This is a genomic window from Allochromatium tepidum, assembly GCF_018409545.1.
GTDB classification, from domain to species: domain Bacteria; phylum Pseudomonadota; class Gammaproteobacteria; order Chromatiales; family Chromatiaceae; genus Thermochromatium; species Thermochromatium tepidum_A.
The window spans coordinates 1,387,973-1,404,016 of the sequence record NZ_AP024563.1; the positions used below are offsets into that span (position 1 = coordinate 1,387,973).

Annotated in this window: 10 protein-coding genes and 4 tRNA genes; 13 read left to right on the forward strand and 1 reads right to left on the reverse strand. The window is 64.1% G+C overall.

Going from position 1 to position 16,044, the window contains the following annotated elements; all coding sequences use genetic code 11:
- Position 1 precedes the first annotated feature (1 nt).
- Entirely contained in the window at positions 2–1,339 is a 1,338-nt protein-coding gene (locus tag Atep_RS06615) for a UDP-glucose dehydrogenase family protein (RefSeq protein ID WP_213381003.1), read from the reverse strand.
- Between the two features lie 196 nt (positions 1,340–1,535).
- Between Atep_RS06615 and Atep_RS06620 the strand changes: the two genes are divergently transcribed.
- From Atep_RS06620 to rpoC, 13 genes are all read left to right on the forward strand, one after another.
- Positions 1,536–1,620: transfer RNA gene (locus tag Atep_RS06620), tRNA-Tyr, on the forward strand.
- 60 nt (positions 1,621–1,680) lie between these two features.
- Positions 1,681–1,754: transfer RNA gene (locus Atep_RS06625), tRNA-Gly, on the forward strand.
- A 29-nt stretch (positions 1,755–1,783) separates the two neighbouring features.
- Positions 1,784–1,859 (forward strand) — tRNA-Thr (locus tag Atep_RS06630).
- Between the two features lie 71 nt (positions 1,860–1,930).
- Entirely contained in the window at positions 1,931–3,121 is a 1,191-nt protein-coding gene (gene tuf / locus Atep_RS06635) for an elongation factor Tu (RefSeq protein ID WP_213381006.1), read from the forward strand.
- A gap of 64 nt (positions 3,122–3,185) precedes the next feature.
- Positions 3,186–3,261, forward strand: a tRNA-Trp gene (locus Atep_RS06640).
- 207 nt (positions 3,262–3,468) lie between these two features.
- Positions 3,469–3,846 carry a preprotein translocase subunit SecE gene (secE, locus tag Atep_RS06645; protein ID WP_213381007.1) on the forward strand — a complete coding sequence of 126 codons (378 nt, stop codon included), beginning with the start codon at positions 3,469–3,471 and terminating at the stop codon, positions 3,844–3,846.
- 2 nt (positions 3,847–3,848) lie between these two features.
- Positions 3,849–4,382, forward strand: coding sequence for a transcription termination/antitermination protein NusG (nusG, locus tag Atep_RS06650; protein WP_213381009.1), 534 nt, complete (start codon positions 3,849–3,851; stop codon positions 4,380–4,382).
- Positions 4,383–4,521: 139 nt separating this feature from the next.
- Positions 4,522–4,956 carry a 50S ribosomal protein L11 gene (rplK, locus tag Atep_RS06655; RefSeq protein WP_213381010.1) on the forward strand — a complete coding sequence of 145 codons (435 nt, stop codon included), beginning with the start codon at positions 4,522–4,524 and terminating at the stop codon, positions 4,954–4,956.
- 1 nt (position 4,957) lies between these two features.
- Positions 4,958–5,653, forward strand: a complete 696-nt coding sequence (gene rplA, locus Atep_RS06660; RefSeq protein WP_213381012.1) for a 50S ribosomal protein L1 — start codon at positions 4,958–4,960, stop codon at positions 5,651–5,653.
- Between the two features lie 276 nt (positions 5,654–5,929).
- Positions 5,930–6,457: a 50S ribosomal protein L10 gene (gene rplJ, locus Atep_RS06665; RefSeq protein WP_176978337.1), complete on the forward strand. Its 528-nt coding sequence runs from the start codon at positions 5,930–5,932 to the stop codon at positions 6,455–6,457.
- A gap of 55 nt (positions 6,458–6,512) precedes the next feature.
- Complete coding sequence (gene rplL / locus Atep_RS06670) at positions 6,513–6,890, forward strand: 50S ribosomal protein L7/L12 (protein ID WP_213381014.1); 378 nt, start codon at positions 6,513–6,515, stop codon at positions 6,888–6,890.
- Positions 6,891–7,096: 206 nt separating this feature from the next.
- Positions 7,097–11,290 (forward strand): DNA-directed RNA polymerase subunit beta, encoded by a 4,194-nt coding sequence (gene rpoB, locus Atep_RS06675; RefSeq protein WP_213381016.1) that lies wholly within the window; start codon positions 7,097–7,099, stop codon positions 11,288–11,290.
- A 129-nt stretch (positions 11,291–11,419) separates the two neighbouring features.
- Entirely contained in the window at positions 11,420–15,940 is a 4,521-nt protein-coding gene (gene rpoC, locus Atep_RS06680) for a DNA-directed RNA polymerase subunit beta' (protein WP_213381018.1), read from the forward strand.
- Positions 15,941–16,044: the final 104 nt, after the last annotated feature.

Consider the following 16,044-nt stretch of genomic DNA (forward strand, 5'->3'; position numbering starts at 1 on the left):
ATCAGGCGGGGTTCAGCGGCGCGCGGCCGATGGAGACATAGGTCAGCCCGGCGGCGCGGGCGAGTGATCCATCGAGGATGTTGCGTCCATCGAAGATGACCGGTGTGCGCAGTCGGGAGCGGATCGCGTCGAAGTTCGGGCTGCGGAATTGCGACCACTCGGTCACGACCACCAGTGCATCGGCGCCATCGACGGCCGTGAGCGCGTCATTGGCCAGGGTCAGATCGGCGCGTTCGCCATAGATCCGGTGCGTCTCCTCCATCGCCACCGGATCATAGGCCCGGACCCGCGCGCCGGCCTCCCACAGCGCCTCCATCAGCACCCGACTGGACGCCTCGCGCATGTCGTCGGTGTTGGGCTTGAAGGACAGGCCCCAGATGGCGATGGTCTTGCCCGCCAGCTCGCCGCCGAAATAGTCGCGGATCTTGTTGAAGAGCACCTTTTTCTGGCGGAAGTTCACCGCCTCGACCGCTTGCAGGAGTTCAGCCTCATAGCCCAGCCCGCGCGCGGTGCGCTCCAGGGCGCGCACGTCCTTGGGGAAGCAGGAGCCGCCATAGCCGCAGCCCGGATAGATGAACTGATAGCCGATGCGCGGATCCGAGCCGATGCCGACGCGCACCTTCTCGATGTCCGCGCCGACGGCTTCGGCGATGTTCGACAGCTCGTTCATGAAGCTGATCTTGGTCGCCAGCATGGCGTTGGCGGCGTACTTGGTCAGCTCGGCCGAGCGCACGTCCATCAGCATCAGCCGGTCGTGACTGCGGTTAAATGGCGCATAGAGCGCGCGCAGAAGCTCTGCCGTGCGCGGATTGTCGGTACCGACGATGATGCGATCCGGGCGCATGAAGTCCTCGATCGCCGCGCCTTCCTTGAGAAATTCGGGATTGGAGACGACGTCGAATTCGACCGTCCGGCCCCGGCTCGCCAGCACCTCGCGCACCGTGTCGGCGACCCGGTCGGCGGTACCCACGGGTACGGTCGATTTGTCGACCAGGATGCGGTACTCGGTCATGTGCTCGGCGATGGTGCGCGCGACCGCCAGGACGTATTGGAGATCCGCCGAGCCGTCCTCGTCGGGCGGGGTGCCGACGGCGATGAACTGGAACAGCCCATGCTCGACACCGGCCTTGGCATCGGTCGAGAAGCGCAGCCGGCCCGACTCGCGGTTGGACTGAATCATTTCGTCGAGTCCGGGCTCGTAGATCGGCACCCCGCCGCTGTTGAGCAGATCGATCTTGTTCGGATCAATGTCGATGCAGAGCACGTTGTTGCCCACCTCGGCCAGACAGACACCCGTCACCAGGCCCACATATCCAGTACCAAAGATCGTCACATCCATCGCTGTAATTCTCGGATAAGCGTAAAGAAAATAGGGTCGAAGCCGCGCATGTTAGCAGCTTGGGCCGCGTGGCTGCATGACGAACGCATTGCAGCGAAACGGCGGGCGTCGGGCAGCGTCGACGGGCGATCTTCGATCTGACGTAAAATACCTGTTGACGGGGTCTGCGTTCCCCCCTAGAATGCGCCGCTCATTTGGAGGGGTTCCCGAGCGGTCAAAGGGATCAGACTGTAAATCTGACGGCTCAGCCTTCGGAGGTTCGAATCCTCCCCCCTCCACCAAATTGTTCGTTGCGATTGACGTTCTCGCGGATGTCCGGCGCGGCTCGACTCGACGTTTTCGCGGGTGTAGTTCAATGGTAGAACCTCAGCCTTCCAAGCTGATGGTGTGGGTTCGATTCCCATCACCCGCTCCAGGTCTTGCATGAAGGTCGTTTGAGTTTTTGCCCATGTAGCTCAGTCGGTAGAGCACACCCTTGGTAAGGGTGAGGTCACCGGTTCAATTCCGGTCATGGGCTCCAGTTTTTTGAATCAGGGTCTTGCGTGCCGTCAGGTGCGTCCAGTCGATTTTGTCACATGCGGGGAGCCGTTCATGTCGAAAGAAAAATTTCAACGTAGCAAGCCTCACGTCAACGTCGGCACCATCGGCCACGTCGACCATGGCAAGACCACGCTGACGGCGGCGATCACCACGCATCAGGCGAAGAAGTTCGGCGGCGAGGCGCGGGCCTACGACCAGATCGACAACGCCCCGGAAGAGCGTGAGCGCGGCATCACCATTGCCACGGCGCACGTGGAGTACGAGAGCGCCAAGCGGCACTACGCCCACGTCGACTGCCCCGGCCACGCCGACTACGTCAAGAACATGATCACGGGTGCCGCCCAGATGGACGGCGCGATCCTGGTCGTGTCGGCCGCCGACGGCCCGATGCCCCAGACCCGCGAGCACATCCTGCTGTCGCGTCAGGTCGGCGTGCCCTACATCGTGGTGTACCTGAACAAGGCCGACATGGTCGACGACGCCGAGCTCCTGGAGCTGGTCGAAATGGAAGTGCGCGAGCTGCTCTCCAGCTACGACTTCCCCGGCGACGACACCCCGATCATCACGGGTTCGGCCAAGCTGGCGCTGGAAGGCGACACCTCCGAGATCGGCGGTCCCTCGATCGACCGGCTGATGGAAGCGCTCGACAGCTACATCCCCGAGCCGGAGCGGGCCATCGACGGCGCCTTCCTGATGCCGATCGAAGACGTGTTCTCGATCTCGGGTCGCGGCACCGTGGTGACCGGTCGTGTCGAGCGCGGCATCGTCAAGGTCGGCGATGAAGTGGCCATCGTCGGTATCCGCGATACCGTCAAGACCACCTGCACCGGGGTGGAGATGTTCCGCAAGCTGCTCGACCAGGGTCAGGCCGGCGACAACATCGGCGCCCTGCTGCGCGGCACCAAGCGTGAAGACGTCGAGCGCGGCCAGGTGCTGGCCAAGCCCGGCTCGATCACCCCGCACACCCACTTCGAGGCCGAAGTGTACGTGCTGAGCAAGGAAGAAGGCGGGCGTCACACCCCCTTCTTCAACGGCTACCGTCCGCAGTTCTACTTCCGCACCACCGACGTCACCGGCGCCTGCGAGCTGCCCGAGGGCGTCGAAATGGTGATGCCGGGCGACAACGTCAAGATGACGATCAAGCTGATCGCGCCGATCGCCATGGAAGAAGGTCTGCGCTTTGCGGTCCGCGAGGGCGGTCGCACCGTCGGCGCGGGTGTGGTTTCCAAGATCATCGAGTAATCCGCGATCACGGTGACGCGAAATCATCCCCAGGTTTCGTGTCTGCCGATATCGCTTCGAGTTTAGGCCAGTAGCTCAATTGGCAGAGCAGCGGTCTCCAAAACCGCAGGTTGGGGGTTCGAGTCCCTCCTGGCCTGCCATTCAAATCACCTAGACCGCCCCCTCATGGGAGCGGTTTGTGGTGAGATCCCCTAGCTTCGCGTGAGTCAATGAGGCTTCCTGTCGGGCGCGTTTTGACGGCATCTTCTCAGGCCGCGTTCCGCTGAGTCCGTTGGTTTGTGATGTGCTGTATCGAGCCGGAAAGCTAAATTTGTCGCGCTAGACGCGGTTTGGAAATAGGCGAATTCATGAGTTCACGCGCAGAGACCCGCAGTGCCGGCTTGGATTCTCTCAAGCTGGGTGGCGCTGCATTCCTCTTGGTCGGCGGTATCCTGGCCTTCTATTATTTCTCCGGAGTCTCGACACTGCTGCGCGTGATCGCGCTGCTGGTGATCAGCGGCGGGGCGGCGGCCATCGCCTTCCAGACCGAGCGCGGTCGTGCGCTCTGGCAGTTCATCTCCGACTCGCGCATGGAAGTGCGCAAGGTCGTCTGGCCCTCGCGCCAGGAGACCTTGCAGACGACCCTGGTGGTCGTGGTCATGGTGCTGATCCTCGGTATCGTCCTCTGGCTGTTCGATATGATCCTGATGTCGATCCTGCGATTCCTGACCGGCCAGGGAGGCTGAGCATGTCCAAGCGTTGGTACGTCATTCATGCCTACTCGGGCTTCGAGGGGCAGGTCAAGCGTTCGCTGGAAGACCGCGTCAAGCGCGCCGGGCTCGAAGAGATGTTCGGGCAGATCCTGGTGCCGACCGAGGAAGTGGTCGAGATGCGCGGCGGACAGCAGCGCAAGAGCGAGCGTAAGTTCTTCCCCGGCTATGTCCTCGTCCACATGGAACTGACCGACGAGACCTGGCATCTGGTCAAGAACGTGCCCAAGGTCATGGGCTTCATCGGCGGCACGGGCGATCGTCCGGCGCCCATTCCGGACTCTCAGGCCGAGGTCATCCTGCAGCGCTTGCAGGAAGGCGGCGAGAAGCCGCGCCCGAAGGTGCTCTACGAGCCGGGCGAGGTGGTGCGCGTCGTCGACGGACCCTTCACCGATTTCAACGGCGTGGTCGAGGACGTCGACTACGACAAGAGTCGTGTCAAGGTCTCGGTGCTCATCTTCGGTCGCTCGACGCCGGTCGAACTGGAATTCGCCCAGGTCGAGAAGGTCTGAGCGTCACGGCATTCGCGTCCGCGTGAACTGAATTTCCGGCCGCGTCCCGTCTGGACGCGGTCTCCCAACCCCGCATCGGGGATATACACACGGGGAGCCGGATCGATCCTCCGGCGTTTGCACCCACTGGAGACTCATCGTGGCAAAGAAGATCAATGCCTACATCAAGCTGCAGGTGAAGGCCGGCGAAGCGACCCCCAGTCCGCCGGTCGGTCCCGCTCTTGGTCAGCACGGCGTCAACATCATGGAGTTCTGCAAGGCGTTCAATGCGCGCACACAGGACATGGAGAAGGGCATCCCGACGCCCGTGGTCATCACGGTCTACTCGGATCGCAGCTTCACCTTCATCACCAAGACCCCGCCGGCTTCGATCCTGCTGAAGAAAGCCGTCGGCATCGGCAGCGGCAGTGCCAAGCCGAACACCAACAAGGTCGGCACCGTCACGCGCGAGCAGCTCGAACAGATCGCCGCCGTCAAGATGCCCGATTTGACTGCGGCCGATATGGATGCCGCCGTGCGCACCATCGCCGGCAGCGCGCGCTCCATGGGTCTGAACGTCGAAGGGGTGAACTGATATGGCGCGTCTCAGCAAGCGTGTGCGTGCGATCCGGGAGCGTGTCGAGGCCGGCAAGCTCTATCCGGCTGATGAGGCTTTCTCGCTGCTCAAGGAACTCTCCCAGGTCAAGTTCGCCGAAAGCATCGATGTCGCGGTGAATCTGGGCGTCGATCCGCGTAAGTCGGATCAGGTCGTTCGCGGTTCGACCGTGCTGCCGCACGGCATCGGCAAGACCGTGCGCGTGGCCGTCTTCGCCCAGGGCGCAGCCGCCGATGCGGCGCGCGAAGCCGGGGCCGACAAGGTCGGTTTCGAAGATCTGGCCGAAGAGATGAAGGCCGGTCAGCTCGACTACGACGTCGTCATCGCCTCTCCGGATGCCATGCGCATCGTCGGTCAGCTCGGTAAGGTGCTCGGCCCGCGTGGCCTGATGCCCAACCCCAAGGTCGGTACCGTGTCTCCGGATGTGGCTGAAGCCGTGCGCAATGCCAAGGCCGGTCAGGTGCGCTATCGCACCGACAAGGCGGGCATCATCCACTGCCCGCTCGGCAAGGTCGACTTCGAGCCGGAGAAGCTGCGCGAGAACCTTGAGATGCTGCTCGGCAGTCTGATGAAGGCCAAGCCGACCGCCGCCAAGGGTATCTACATGAAGAAGGTCACGGTCTCCAGCACCATGGGACCGGGCCTGACGGTCGATCATTCGGCCCTGACCTTCTGATCCGGGGTGTCGGCTCTCGGGCCGACACGCCTGGAGGGTTTTCTTTGAGGTCTCGGGCATCGCTGGAGACCGTCAAAGACCGCGGGTGTCCGAGACGCTATGACGGAATGCGGCGTCTGGACTTAATGCCCACCACGCCCGCGCAGACGGTGCTCCCGAGTCAGATCCTTAGCTGATGACGGCGCACGAACCTGGCGAGTCGGTTCGTCACTGGAGGTGACGGTCCGCTCGCCGCCCGGTCTCGACCGGGTTCCAATGTCAGTAGAGGTGACGACAGTGGCGCTGAATTTTGCGCAAAAAGAAGCAATCGTCGCCGAAGTCGCGGAAGTTGCAAAGAGCGCCTATTCGGCCATTGCGGCCGAGTACCGGGGCCTGACCGTCGAGCAACTGACCAAGCTGCGCGTGGAAGCACGCAAGGCCGGGGTCTATGTGCGCGTGGTCAAGAATACCCTGGCCAAGCGCGCGCTGGAAGACACGGATTTCGCCTGCATGCGGGATGGGCTCACCGGCCCGATGATCCTCGCGTTCTCGCAGGACGATCCGGGTTCGGTCGCGCGCGTCCTGGAGCCCTTCGCCAAGGAGCACGACAAGTTCCAGGTGCGGATCATCGCCCTGGGCGGCAAGCTGCTCGCGCCCACCGAGATCGGCAATCTGGCCAAGATGCCGACCTACGATCAGGCGATCAGTCTGCTCATGGCGACCATGAAGGCTCCGGTCCAGAAGCTCGCCGCAACGCTCAACGAGGTGCCGGGCAAGCTCGTCCGCACCGTCGCCGCGATTCGCGATGCCAAGGAAGCCGCGTAAAGCGCGTCTTCCATCCATCAGCTACCCGATCAACCGTATTTTCTAGGAGAAACCCATGGCCGTTTCGAAAGACGACATTCTCGAAGCGATTGGCAACATGACCGTGCTCGAGGTCGTCGACCTCATCAGCGCGATGGAAGAGAAGTTCGGCGTGACCGCCGCCGCCGCTGTCGTGGCCGCCGGTCCGGCTGCAGCCGCTGATGCCGCTCCGGTCGAAGAGCAGACCGAGTTCAACGTCGTTCTGACCTCCTTCGGCGCCAACAAGGTCGGCGTCATCAAGGCCGTGCGCTCGATCACCGGTCTGGGCCTGAAGGAAGCCAAGGACGCCGTCGAAGGCGTTCCGACCGTCCTGAAGGAAGGCGTGTCCAAGGCCGAGGCCGAGGCCGCGAAGAAGGAGCTCGAAGAGGCCGGCGCCGCGGTCGAGATCAAGTAACGGCGCGTTGCGTCGTTATTCGTTCGACCAAGCAAGCGAGGCCGGCGGCGATTAGCCGCCGGCCTTTTCCCGTTGGATTCGGCGAATCCGGTGGGATAGCACGCCCAGATCCGGGCGTGTCTTGAGTCTGTTCCAAGTTTCGAGCCATCCGCATCCGTGTCCATGCCCCGTCAGGGACCCACGCAAGCATCTCGAGGGAAGGCATAATGGCCTATTCGTTCACCGAAAAGAAGCGCATCCGCAAAGACTTCGGCAAGCGTCCCAGTATCCTGGACGTCCCGTTCCTGCTGGCGACGCAGATCGACTCCTATCGCGAGTTCCTGCAAGCCGATGTGCCGGTCAAGGACCGCCGGGATCTCGGGTTGCATGCGGCCTTCAAGTCCGTGTTCCCCATCGAGAGCTACTCGGGCAACGCCGTCCTGGAGTATGTCAAGTATCGCCTGGGCGATCCAGTGTTCGACGAGCGCGAGTGTCATCTGCGCGGCGCGACCTTCGCGGCGCCCCTGCGCGTGCTGCTGCGGCTGGTGATCTACGACAAGGACGCTCCGGCCGGCTCCAAGGTCGTCAAGGACGTGCGTGAGCAAGAGGTCTACATGGGCGAACTGCCGCTCATGACCGAGACCGGTACCTTCATCATCAACGGCACCGAGCGCGTCATCGTCTCGCAGTTGCACCGTTCGCCCGGTGTCTTCTTCGATCATGACAAGGGCAAGACCCACTCCTCGGGCAAGCTGCTGTTCTCGGCGCGCGTGATTCCCTATCGCGGCTCCTGGCTCGACTTCGAGTTCGACCACAATGACAAAGTCTTCGTGCGTATCGACCGTCGGCGCAAGCTGCCGGCCACGGTGCTGTTGCGCGCGCTCGGCTATGGCGTCGAGGACATCCTCGCGCGTTTCTTCGAGACCGATACCTTCCGTCTCCAGGGTCAGACCGTCACCCTGGATCTGGTCCCCGAGCGTCTGCGCGGCGAGACCGTCGGCTTCGATGTGAAGATCGGCGACGAGGTGCTGGTCGAGTCCGGCCGGCGCGTGACCGCGCGTCACATCCGCGAGCTGCAGAAGGCCGGCGTCGATCGTCTGGAAGTGCCGCCCGATTTCCTGCTCGGCCGCATCCTGGCCCATGCCCAGGTCGACAGAGAGACCGGCGAGGTCTTTGCCGAAGCCAATGATCCGATCACGCCCGAGCTGCTGGAGACCCTGTTCCGCAAGGGCGTCGAGACCCTGGAGACCCTGTTCGTCAACGATCTCGATCAGGGGCCTTACATCTCCGAGACCCTGCGCATCGACCCGACGACCAATGATCTGGACGCCCAGATCGAGATCTATCGCATGATGCGTCCCGGCGAGCCGCCGACCAAGGAGGCCGCCCAGAATCTGTTCCACAACCTGTTCTTCACCTCCGATCGCTACGATCTCTCGGCGGTCGGTCGCATGAAGTTCAACCGCCGGCTCGGTCGCGCCGACGAGACGGGTCCGGGCGTCATCTATGACGGGCGCTATTTCGCCACCCGTACCGACGACTTCTCCAAGAAGCTCTTCGATCAGTACGGCGAGGCCGGCTCGGACATCATCGACTCGCTCAAGGTGCTGGTCGAGCTGCGCAACGGCCGCGGCACGGTCGACGACATCGACCACCTGGGCAACCGCCGCATCCGCTGCGTCGGCGAGATGGCCGAGAACCAGTTCCGCGTCGGTCTGGTGCGCGTCGAGCGCGCGGTCAAGGAGCGTCTGTCGCTGGCCGAGTCCGAGGGCCTGATGCCGCAGGAGCTCATCAACGCCAAGCCGGTGTCGGCGGCGATCAAGGAGTTCTTCGGTTCCTCGCAGCTCTCGCAGTTCATGGACCAGAACAACCCGCTGTCCGAGGTCACGCACAAGCGGCGCGTCTCGGCGCTCGGTCCGGGCGGTCTGGCGCGCGAGCGTGCCGGCTTCGAGGTGCGCGACGTACATCCGACCCACTATGGCCGCGTCTGCCCGATCGAGACCCCTGAAGGTCCGAACATCGGTCTGATCAATTCGCTGGCGGTCTATGCACGCGCCAACTCCTACGGCTTCCTGGAGACGCCCTATCGCAAGGTCGAGGACGGTCGCGTCACCGACCGCATCGACTATCTGTCGGCGATCGAGGAGGGCAACTTCGTCATCGCCCAGGCCAACGCGACCCTGGACGCGGACGGCCGGCTCACCGATGCGCTGGTCTCCTGCCGTCATGCCAACGAGTTCACCATGCGCGCGCCCGAGGAAGTCCAGTACATGGACGTCTCGCCGCGTCAGATCGTCTCGGTGGCCGCCTCGCTGATCCCGTTCCTGGAACACGACGACGCCAACCGCGCGCTCATGGGCTCGAACATGCAGCGTCAGGCCGTGCCCACGCTGCGGGCCGAGAAGCCGCTGGTCGGCACCGGTATGGAGCGCGTGGTGGCGCGTGACTCGGGCGTGTGCGTGGTCGCGCGACGCGGCGGCGTCATCGAATCGGTCGACGCGGCGCGTATCGTGGTGCGCGTCAACGACGACGAGGCGGCCAAGACCCCGGACGTGCCGGGCGTCGACATCTACAACCTGACCAAGTACACCCGCTCCAACCAGAACACCTGTATCAATCAGCGTCCGCTGGTCAAGCTGGGTGATGCGATCGCGCGCGGCGACATCCTGGCCGACGGTCCCTCGACCGACATGGGCGAGCTGGCCCTGGGTCAGAACCTGCGCGTGGCCTTCATGCCCTGGAACGGCTACAACTTCGAGGACTCGATCCTGATCTCGGAGCGCGTGGTGCAGGAGGATCGCTTCACCACCATCCATATCGAGGAGCTGGCCTGTTTGGCGCGCGACACCAAGCTCGGGCCGGAAGAGATCACGGGCGATATCCCCAACGTGGGCGAGTCGGCGCTCTCCAAGCTCGACGAATCCGGCATCGTCTATGTCGGCGCCGAGGTGCGCGACGGCGACATCCTGGTCGGCAAGGTCACGCCCAAGGGCGAGACCCAGCTGACCCCGGAAGAGAAGCTGCTGCGCGCCATCTTCGGCGAGAAGGCCTCCGACGTGAAGGACACCTCGCTGCGTCTGCCCTCGGGCATGAACGGCACCGTGGTCGACGTCCAGGTCTTCACCCGCGACGGCGTGGACAAGGACAAGCGCGCCATCGAGATCGAGGAGATGGAACTGGAGCGCGTGCGCAAGGACTTCGCCGACCAGCAGCGCATCATGGAGAACGACACCTTCCAGCGTGTCGAGAAGCTCCTGGTGGGCAAGGTCGCCGACGGCGGTCCGGGCGGTCTCCGTCCCGGCTCCGAGATCACCAAGGACTATCTCGACTCTCTCAAGTCCAAGGGTTCGCGCGATGCCTGGTTCGAGATCCGCGTGCGCGACGAGGACGTCGCCACCCAGCTCGAGGCCGTCGCCGCCCAGGTCAAGCAGCAGCGCGAGAAATTCCGCGAGCGCTACGAGGTCAAGAAGCGCAAGGTCGCCAGTGGCGACGATCTGGCGCCCGGCGTGCTCAAGATGGTCAAGGTCTATGTGGCCGTGAAGCGCCGCATCCAGCCCGGCGACAAGATGGCCGGCCGTCACGGTAACAAGGGTGTCATCTCCAAGGTGGTGCCGGTCGAGGACATGCCGTTCTCGGCCGACGGCGTACCGGTCGACATCGTGCTCAACCCGCTCGGCGTGCCCTCGCGCATGAACGTCGGTCAGGTGCTGGAGACCCATCTCGGTTGGGCGGCCCAGGGTCTGGGCGAGAAGATCGGGCGGATGCTCCAGCAGCATCAGATGCAACAGACCGCCGTCGCCGATCTGCGTGCCTTCCTGGAACAGGTCTACAACACCAGCGGCAAGCAGGAAGATCTGGCGAGCTTCTCCGACGATGAGATCCTGGAGCTGGCGCGTCATCTGACCAAGGGCGTGCCGCTGGCCACGCCGGTCTTCGACGGCGCGACCGAGGAAGAGATCAAGGCGATGCTCAAGCTCGCCGATCGCGACGACACCGAACAGGGCATTCCGAGCGGTCAGACCATTCTGTTCGACGGGCGCTCCGGCGACCAGTTCGAGCGTCCGGTCACTGTGGGCTACATGTACATGATCAAGCTCAACCACCTGGTCGACGACAAGATGCACGCCCGTTCGACCGGTCCCTACAGCCTGGTCACGCAGCAGCCGCTGGGCGGCAAGGCGCAGTTCGGCGGTCAGCGCTTCGGTGAGATGGAGGTCTGGGCGCTGGAAGCCTATGGCGCCGCCTATACCCTGCAGGAGATGCTCACGGTCAAGTCCGACGACGTCAACGGGCGCACCAAGATGTACAAGAACATCGTGGATGGGGATCACCGCATGGAGGCCGGCATGCCCGAGTCCTTCAACGTGCTGGTCAAGGAGATCCGCTCGCTCGCCATCAACGTGGAGCTACAGCAGGATTGATGCGTGGTCGGAGGCGGTGCGCGTGCGCGTCGCCTCCAGGCTCGACTCACAGCTCAAGCGTTGTAGCGATGGGTGTCGCTGCCGCTCTACCCATCCCAAGCCGGTTATTCCAGGCAGGAGATCAAGGTCTTGAAAGATCTACTCAAAATCATCAAGCAACAGGGTCAGGCACTCGAATTCGACGCGATCAAGATCGGGCTGGCCTCGCCCGAGATGATCCGTTCCTGGTCCTATGGCGAGGTCAAGAAGCCCGAGACCATCAACTATCGCACCTTCAAGCCGGAGCGCGACGGGCTGTTCTGCGCCAAGATCTTCGGACCCATCACCGACTACGAGTGCATCTGCGGCAAGTACAAGCGTCTGAAGCATCGCGGCGTGGTGTGCGAGAAGTGCGGCGTCGAGGTCACGCTGGCCAAGGTGCGCCGCGAGCGCATGGGTCACATCGATCTGGCCAGTCCGGTGGCGCACATCTGGTTCCTCAAGTCGCTGCCGTCGCGCATCGGTCTCCTGCTCGACATGACCCTGCGCGACATCGAGCGCATCCTCTATTTCGAGTCGTTCGTCGTCATCGATCCGGGCATGATCGTGGATCTCGAACGCGGGCAACTGCTCAATGACGAGCAGTATCTCGACGTGCTCGAAGCCAACGGCGACGAGTTCGACGCACGCATGGGCGCCGAGGCCATCTACGAGCTGCTGCGCAGCATCGACATGGCGGCCGAGATCCGCCGCATGCGCGAGGAGATCGAGTCGACCAACTCCGAGACCAAGATCAAGAAGCTGGCCAAGCGCCTCAAGCTCATGGAGTCGCTGCTGGCCTCGGGCAACCGGCCTGAGTGGATGATCCTGACCGTGTTGCCGGTGCTGCCGCCCGAGCTGCGCCCGCTGGTGCCGCTCGACGGCGGACGCTTCGCGACCTCGGATCTCAACGATCTCTATCGCCGCGTCATCAACCGCAACAACCGCCTGAAGCGCCTGCTCGATCTGATCGCGCCCGACATCATCGTGCGCAACGAGAAGCGCATGCTCCAGGAGGCGGTCGACGCGCTGCTCGACAACGGGCGTCGCGGGCGTGCGATCACGGGCACCAACAAGCGTCCGCTCAAGTCGCTCGCCGACATGATCAAGGGCAAGCAGGGTCGCTTTCGTCAGAACCTGCTCGGTAAGCGTGTCGACTACTCGGGCCGTTCGGTCATCGTGGTCGGTCCGACGCTCAAGCTCCATCAGTGCGGTCTGCCCAAGCGCATGGCCCTGGAGCTGTTCAAGCCCTTCATCTTCAGCAAGCTCCAGTTCCGCGGGCTGGCGGCCACCATCAAGGCGGCCAAGAAGATGGTCGAGCGCGGCACGCCCGAGGTCTGGGACATCCTCGAAGAGGTGATCCGCGAGCATCCGGTGATGCTCAACCGTGCCCCGACCCTGCACCGTCTGGGCATCCAGGCGTTCGAGCCGGTGCTGATCGAGGGCAAGGCGATCCAGCTCCATCCGCTGGTCTGTACCGCCTTCAACGCCGACTTCGACGGCGACCAGATGGCCGTGCACGTCCCGCTGTCGCTGGAGGCGCAGTTGGAAGCGCGCGCCCTGATGATGGCCTCCAACAACATTCTGTCGCCCGCCAACGGCGAACCGATCATCGTGCCGTCGCAGGACGTGGTGCTGGGTCTCTATTACATGACCCGCGAGCGCATCGGCGCCAAGGGTGAGGGCGGTCTGTTCGTCGATATCGACGAAGCGCGTCGTGCCTATGAGACCGGACACGCCGATCTGCACGCGCGCTGCCGGGTGCGGATCCGTGAGGTCATCAAGCACAAGGACGGCAGCCTGACCGAGCGCACCAGTATCAAGGAGACGACCGTCGGACGCGCGATGGTGTTCGCCATCGTGCCCGAGGGTCTGCCCTTCGAGCTGGTCGACCGTCCGCTGGGCAAGAAGCAGATCTCGATGCTGATCAACACCTGCTATCGCCGCCTGGGACTCAAGGACACCGTAGTCTTCGCCGACCAGATCATGTATCTGGGCTTCCGCATGGCCACGCGCGCCGGCATTTCCATTGGTCTGGACGACATGGAGGTGCCGCGCGACGACCGGGACGCCAAGATGGACAAGGGCGCGCTGCTCGCGGCGGCCGAACTCGAGGTCCAGGAGATCCAGCAGCAGTACGCCTCGGGTCTGGTGACGAACGGCGAGCGCTACAACAAGGTCGTCGACATCTGGTCGCGCACCAACGATCAGGTCGCCAAGGCGATGATGTCCAAGCTGGGTACGGATCTGGCCAAGACCGATCCCGGCTTCGAGGCCGAGCGTCTGGTCGGCGAGTACCGTCAGGCGGCGCTGTCGGCGGTCGAGCCTGAGGGCTATGAGGCGCTGCGGGCGATTTTCGCCGAGTGGCAGGGCGAGCTGCGTTCGGCGGCTCGGGCGCTGGCGCGCGAGGAACTGAGCCTGGAGGCGTTCAACGCCCGTTTCGACGAGCTGACCGCGCGCTACCGTCCCGAGGTCGTGACCAAGCTCGATCCCGAGCGGATCAAGGCGTCCGAGGGGCGTGAGCGTCTGGCGATCGGGCTCAAGGACGCGCCGACGCGCCTGGTCGAGGAGCGCAAGCAGGACTCGTTCAACTCCATCTACATGATGGCCAACTCCGGCGCCCGCGGCTCGGCGGCTCAGATCCGTCAGCTCGCCGGGATGCGCGGCCTGATGGCCAAGCCGGACGGCTCCATCATCGAGACGCCGATCACCGCGAACTTCCGCGAGGGTCTGAACGTCATCCAGTACTTCATCTCGACCCACGGCGCGCGTAAGGGTCTGGCCGATACCGCGCTCAAGACCGCGAACTCGGGGTATCTGACCCGGCGTCTGGTCGACGTGGCGCAGGACATGGTGGTGCTCGAAGAGGACTGCGGCACCGATCAGGGGCTGCTCATGGCGCCCATCATCGAGGGCGGCGACGTGGTCGAGCCGCTGCGCGAGCGTATCCTCGGGCGCGTGGCGGCGGTCGATGTCTATCGTCCGGGCGTCGACAACCCGGAACTGATCTGCAAGGCCGGCACCCTGCTCGACGAGTCCTGGGTCGAGCGCTTCGAGGAGGTCGGTATCGACCAGGTGCGGGTGCGTTCGCCCATCACCTGTGAGTCGCGACTCGGCGTCTGCGCCCAGTGCTACGGACGCGATCTGGCGCGCGGTCATCGCGTCAACATAGGCGAGGCGGTCGGTGTCATCGCCGCTCAGTCGATCGGCGAGCCGGGCACCCAGCTCACCATGCGGACCTTCCACATCGGCGGTGCGGCCTCGCGTGCGGCGGCCGTCAGCAGCATCGAGATCAAGAACGGCGGCTCGGCGCGTCTGCACAACATCAAGACCGTGCAGCATCACTCGGGCAACCTGGTCGCCGTCTCGCGTTCGGGCGAGCTGACCGTGGTCGACGAGCGCGGCATGGAGAAGGAGCGCTACAAGGTGCCCTATGGGGCGACCCTGCGTGTCGGCGACGGCGACACGGTCAAGCCGGGCGACGTGGTCGCGACCTGGGATCCGCACACCCACCCCGTGGTCACCGAGGTGGCCGGTCGACTGGAGTTCGAGGACTTCATCGAGGGCGTGACCGTACAGGCCCAGACCGACGACGTGACGGGTCTGAGTTCGCTGGTGGTCATCGATCCCAAGCAGCGTCCGGCGGCGGGCAAGGATCTGCGCCCGATGGTCAAGCTGCTCGACGAGGACGGCAACGAGCTCAACATCGCGGGCACGGATCTGCCGGCGCGCTATGCCCTGTCCTCGGGCGCCATCGTCAGCGTGGCCAACGGCGCCAACGTCGGCGTGGGCGACATCCTGGCGCGTATCCCGCAGGAGTCCTCCAAGACCCGCGACATCACCGGCGGTCTGCCGCGCGTCGCGGATCTGTTCGAGGCGCGCAAGCCCAAGGAACCGGCGCTGCTCGCCGAGGCCAGCGGCACCATCAGCTTCGGCAAGGACACCAAGGGCAAGCAGCGTCTGATCATCACCAAGGACGACGGCGAAACGGTCGAGGAGCTGATCCCGAAGTGGCGTCACGTCAACGTCTTCGAGGGCGAGCGCGTCGAACGCGGCGAGGTGATCGCCGACGGCGAGCTGGCCTCGCACGACATCCTGCGTCTGAAGGGCGTCACGGCGCTGGCCGAATATCTGGTCAAGGAGATCCAGGACGTCTACCGCCTGCAGGGCGTGAAGATCAACGACAAGCACATCGAGGTCATCGTCCGTCAGATGTTGCGCAAGGTTGAGGTCACGGCCCCCGGCGACACCCGACTGCTGCGCGGCGAGCAGGTCGAACATGCGTTGCTGATCGACGAGAACAAGCGCGTCATGGCCGAGGGCAAGCAGCCGGCGCTGTTCGAGCCGCTGCTCCTGGGCATCACCAAGGCGTCGCTGGCCACCGAGTCCTTCATCTCGGCGGCCTCGTTCCAGGAGACCACGCGCGTGCTGACCGAAGCAGCGGTGCGCGGTTCGACCGACCGGCTCGTGGGTCTGAAGGAGAACGTCATCGTCGGTCGACTCATCCCGGCCGGTACGGGGCTGTCCTACCATCAGGAACGGCGCCGTCAGCGGGTGCTCGACTCGGGCAAGGTCGAGATGGCCACCGAGGATCCGGAACAGGCGCTCAATACTCCGGAAGCCGCTGAGTAGTCTGAGTGAGCATCCGCCTAGGTCGATCAACCGGTTGACACGGCCTAGGCGCCTCCCTATACTGCCCTGTCTCAGCTAGCCGATGGTCTATCGGCTAGCTTCAT

Coding starts and splice junctions, on each gene's coding strand:
- Atep_RS06615 (WP_213381003.1), bottom strand. CDS start 1,339: ATGGATGTGACGATCTTTGGTACTGGATATGTGGGCCTGGTGACGGGT.
- tuf (WP_213381006.1), top strand. CDS start 1,931: ATGTCGAAAGAAAAATTTCAACGTAGCAAGCCTCACGTCAACGTCGGC.
- secE (WP_213381007.1), top strand. CDS start 3,469: ATGAGTTCACGCGCAGAGACCCGCAGTGCCGGCTTGGATTCTCTCAAG.
- nusG (WP_213381009.1), top strand. CDS start 3,849: ATGTCCAAGCGTTGGTACGTCATTCATGCCTACTCGGGCTTCGAGGGG.
- rplA (WP_213381012.1), top strand. CDS start 4,958: ATGGCGCGTCTCAGCAAGCGTGTGCGTGCGATCCGGGAGCGTGTCGAG.
- rplL (WP_213381014.1), top strand. CDS start 6,513: ATGGCCGTTTCGAAAGACGACATTCTCGAAGCGATTGGCAACATGACC.
- rpoB (WP_213381016.1), top strand. CDS start 7,097: ATGGCCTATTCGTTCACCGAAAAGAAGCGCATCCGCAAAGACTTCGGC.